Genomic DNA, 3,630 nt, shown 5'->3' on the forward strand with positions numbered 1-3,630 from the left:
GGGGGCGTGCGCGGCGCACGCCCGGCTGCGCGTACCCTTTTGGACCGACCGCCACATCGCCGACCTCCTCACCGACCGGGGAGCCGACCCCCGCCTGCGCTCGTATCTTTGGGCGTACCCGGCGGGATTCGACTGGTTCGTCCATCTGTCGGAAGCCGACGGCGATGCGATCACAGAGGTGCTCCATGCCGCTTACCGGGACCCCCTCACCCCCGAACGACTCGGGGAACTCTGGCCGGACGGCCCGCCGATCGGCGGACCGGGATCGCCTGTTCGTCTACGGGAGCCTGAGGTTCCCCGAGGTGCTGACCGCGCTTCTTGACCGCGTGCCCGACCACAGCGCGGCGGCGGTGGACGGCTGGCGGGCGGCGGCCGTCCCCGGCCGCGTGTACCCCGTGCTGCTGCCCGGAACCGGCCGTGTTCCCGGCCGGCTTCTCACCGGCATCGCCACGTCCGAGTGGCAGGTCCTCGACGCCTTCGAGGACGACCTGTACGACATCGTGCGCCTCCCTCTCGTCGACGGCGGCCACGCGTGGGCCTACGTCGCCCCATCCGGCTCGGAGAACCACGAACCGGATTGGTCCGTACGGGAGTTCGCCAGCCGCCACTTGGCCGACTACGTCGCCGCGTGCCGCAAGTGGCGGGCCGGTTACCGGGCTTCGGTCATGCGCTGATCAACTGCTGCCGCAAATCCGCGAGATGCTGCCGGGCCGCCAGCGCCGCGGGCGTCTCCGGGGTGCCCGTCGCGGAATAGGCGCCGAGCACGTGAGGGCTCAGGCCGTACGCCACTTCCGCGTCGGTGACCTGCAACCAGCAGTAGTGCGCGTTCTGCGCCAGCCGCCACGCCCAGCGCCGCTGCGACACGACACCGTCGGCGCCGGCTTCCCGGTCGTGGACCGCCCGGGTCATCGCCGCCTGGGCGAACAGCTCCACGGCGGTGGCGGTTTCGCCGTCGCGCAGGGCGGTGTAGGCGCGTACCTCGCGGGCCGCGATGGCCTTGGCGACGTCACCGCTCATCTCCGCCGCCTGGTCGAGCGCGGTCGCCAGAGCCAACGCCGTCGCGGTCTCCCCGACTTCGAGCGCTGCGCGGATCTGCCGCAGCCGGGCCGACTGCTCGGCGTCGGGTGAGGGAGCGACCTCGCTGAATTCGGTGACCTCGGCGTTCGGCGGCCCGGCGGGCACGAGTGCGGCCGACCGGGGCGGGGAGGGCGGCTGCCACGCGGGCATCACGACCGGCCCGCCGTCGCCCGCCGGTGCCTCCTCCTCGGGTGCGGCGATGCGCCTGCCCCCGCCGGAGCCGGTGGTGACCGAACCCCGGGGCGGCTGCACGGGGAACGGCGACTCCGTCGGCACCGGCGGCGCGGACGGGCGGCGGGGCGGGGCGGTCGCGGTGACGGAGGAGGCGGCCGCGGGCGGGGACGGATCGTCGGCCTCCGCGACCTCGGGGACATCGGCGGCCTGCCGGGCTTTGGCCGCCTCAGGGTCCCAAGTGGTCATGACAGCAGGCGCCGGGTCCGCCGGGGGCCCCGGGACCGAAGGCGGCGAAGCGGGCACGGGCGGGGGCACCGGGCCGGGCGCGGCCGAAGCGGACGCGGACGCAACGGGCGTGCTCGGGGCGGAAGCGTCCGGAACCAAGGCAGCCTGAGGGGGCCGGACCGCCGAAGCGAAAGCGGTCACCGAGGACGCGGCCGGCGTGCCGGGAGCGTCGGCATCGGGAACCGCGTCAGCCTGAGCGGGCGCCGCGCCGGCGGTATCGGCCGAGGCCGGGGCGGGGGCGGGATCCGGGGCCGACGCGGGAACCGCCGGCGGAGGCGACGGCGGAGCCGGCACCGGCGCGCTGAACATCGGCCCCGGGCCGGGCGCCGGACCGTACGGCCCGGTCGGCGCCGGCGGAGGAGCCGGGACGGCCACCCCCGTTGCGGGCGGCGGTGTGGGGATCTCGCTCTCCAACGACCGCCACGACAGGTCGGTGGCAGCGGGGGCGGGGAAGGCCGCCACCGGGAGGGGCGCGGCGGCGTCCGGCTCCTGTGCCTGTCCGGGCTGCTCTCCGGCTCCGGGTATGGGCACGGCACCCGTCGGGACCGCCGGTTCCGGTTCCGGCTCCGGCGACTGGGCGGCGGCCCGGCGCGGGCCCCGCACCGATGAGCGCAGGCGTCCGCGCGGCTGCGCGCCCTGCGCCGCGGACCGCTTCGGGCGCAACTTGCGGCGGTTGCCTTGCGGGGGAATCGCCGGCCCGGCCTCCGTCACCGCGGCGTCCGGCGCGACGATCAGCGGATAGACCGTGCCGTCCTCCTCGATCGCCTCCACCCGGACCGGGCGTCCCAGGGTGCGCGCGGTCTCCGCCGCGGCCTCGATGGCCGCGGCTCGCGCGTCGCCGTCCGCGCCCACGCGCACTTCCTCGCCGTCGACGCGCACCGCGGCGCCGGACAACTCGATGGTGAGCACGGGCCAGCCGGGCACATCCCCGATTTCGGTCACGGGAAGCTCCTTCGGGCGAAGTCACAGAGCGGAAGAAAGACACGGACGCAAACCGGTCCGCGGACGCGGCCGGGCGAAATCGCGGACGACCGCCGAAGTTCCTATGGCACAGCGCCTTTTCACTTCCTGTATACGCTCGGCTTCCGGGGCGGGTATAGGCGGTCGCGCATTCCTGCCGAGCAATCGCGCATCGCGGACGGAATCCACTGTGCAGAACGAAACACCGACGTCCTCCGCACGCGGCCGGGTTAGGCGATACTTGACGTCGGCGAAACACGTGGTCGAGGGTGTTCCTCGCCGGATGCCGGGCAATTCCCCCCCACCCCCGCGCTTCCGTGCGCACTTCCTGGAGGCAAGGTGAGTTCGACATGACGAACCCCTGGCTCCCGACTCCCGCTCAGTCCGAGCCGGCTGTCGCGGAACCCCAACCGGCGCGGTCCACGGGGGTGTTCGGTCCGCGTGCGCCGCAGGCCAGCGTCGTCCCCCGGCCGGACACCGGCGGGCTGCACACCTGGGATTCCGGTCCGGCGCGCGGCAATCCTCCCTGGTGGTGGGTGGGTTGCCATGGCGGCGCGGGTGTCGGCACGCTCGACGTCCTCATGCCGGGCGGCGCCGACGGCGGACGAGGGTGGCCGGTGGCGTCCGACGGCGGGCCGACCCGGGTGGTCCTCGTCGCCCGGGCCAACGCCAACGGCCTGCGTGCCGCACAACTCGCCTGCCGGCAGTGGGCGTCGGGCTCGGTGCCGACAGTGGTGCTCCTCGGACTCGCGGCGGTCGCCGACGCGCCCGGCAGGCCGCCGAAGCCGCTCGCCGACCTCCTGACCTTGGTCGCCGGCGGATTTCCCCACGTGTGGACCGTCCCATGGATCGAATCCCTCCGCCTCGGCGAAGTCCCGCCCCCCGCCCGCCTGCCCAAGCCCGTCCTGCGGATGCGCGCGGACCTCACGAGGGTCCTGACCGGCGGCGCCTAGGTTCTGTGCTTGATTCGGCGGTCGTCGGCTCCGGTCGTCGTCGAGGCTGTGGTGTGCTCGCTTGCCGGGTTTGGTGGCCCTCCTTCGCTCGCAATGTCGCGGGCGTGCGTGCCACGCCGGGCGGCCCCGGACAGATTCACCGGACAGGCCCTTGTGGTGGCCGGGATCATCGGTTCCGGGG

The 3,630-nt window shown here is 74.6% G+C and carries 3 protein-coding genes and 1 pseudogene; 3 read left to right on the top strand and 1 reads right to left on the bottom strand.

Annotation, left to right across the window (positions count from 1 at the left end):
• Together ACRX5W_RS06195 and ACRX5W_RS06200 are read left to right on the top strand one after the other, a co-directional pair.
• Window positions 1-322, top strand: a pseudogene (locus ACRX5W_RS06195) (hypothetical protein); the annotation flags it as partial.
• Window positions 303-674, top strand: coding sequence for a gamma-glutamylcyclotransferase family protein (locus ACRX5W_RS06200; protein WP_436786919.1), 372 nt, complete (start codon window positions 303-305; stop codon window positions 672-674). The pseudogene ACRX5W_RS06195 and the gene ACRX5W_RS06200, both read left to right, overlap by 20 nt.
• Here the strand turns inward: ACRX5W_RS06200 and ACRX5W_RS06205 are convergent.
• Window positions 664-2,478 carry a hypothetical protein gene (locus tag ACRX5W_RS06205; protein WP_436786920.1) on the bottom strand — a complete coding sequence of 605 codons (1,815 nt, stop codon included), beginning with the start codon at window positions 2,476-2,478 and terminating at the stop codon, window positions 664-666. The two genes, ACRX5W_RS06200 and ACRX5W_RS06205, sit on opposite strands and share 11 nt — an antisense overlap.
• A gap of 368 nt (window positions 2,479-2,846) precedes the next feature.
• On the opposite strand from ACRX5W_RS06205, the gene ACRX5W_RS06210 reads away from it, so the two are divergent.
• Window positions 2,847-3,449 carry a DUF6668 family protein gene (locus tag ACRX5W_RS06210; RefSeq protein ID WP_436786921.1) on the top strand — a complete coding sequence of 201 codons (603 nt, stop codon included), beginning with the start codon at window positions 2,847-2,849 and terminating at the stop codon, window positions 3,447-3,449.
• Window positions 3,450-3,630 lie beyond the last annotated feature (181 nt).

The sequence above is a fragment of the Yinghuangia sp. YIM S10712 genome (assembly GCF_051388935.1).
GTDB lineage: Bacteria > Actinomycetota > Actinomycetes > Streptomycetales > Streptomycetaceae > Yinghuangia.

Coding starts and splice junctions, on each gene's coding strand:
- ACRX5W_RS06210 (WP_436786921.1), top strand. CDS start 2,847: ATGACGAACCCCTGGCTCCCGACTCCCGCTCAGTCCGAGCCGGCTGTC.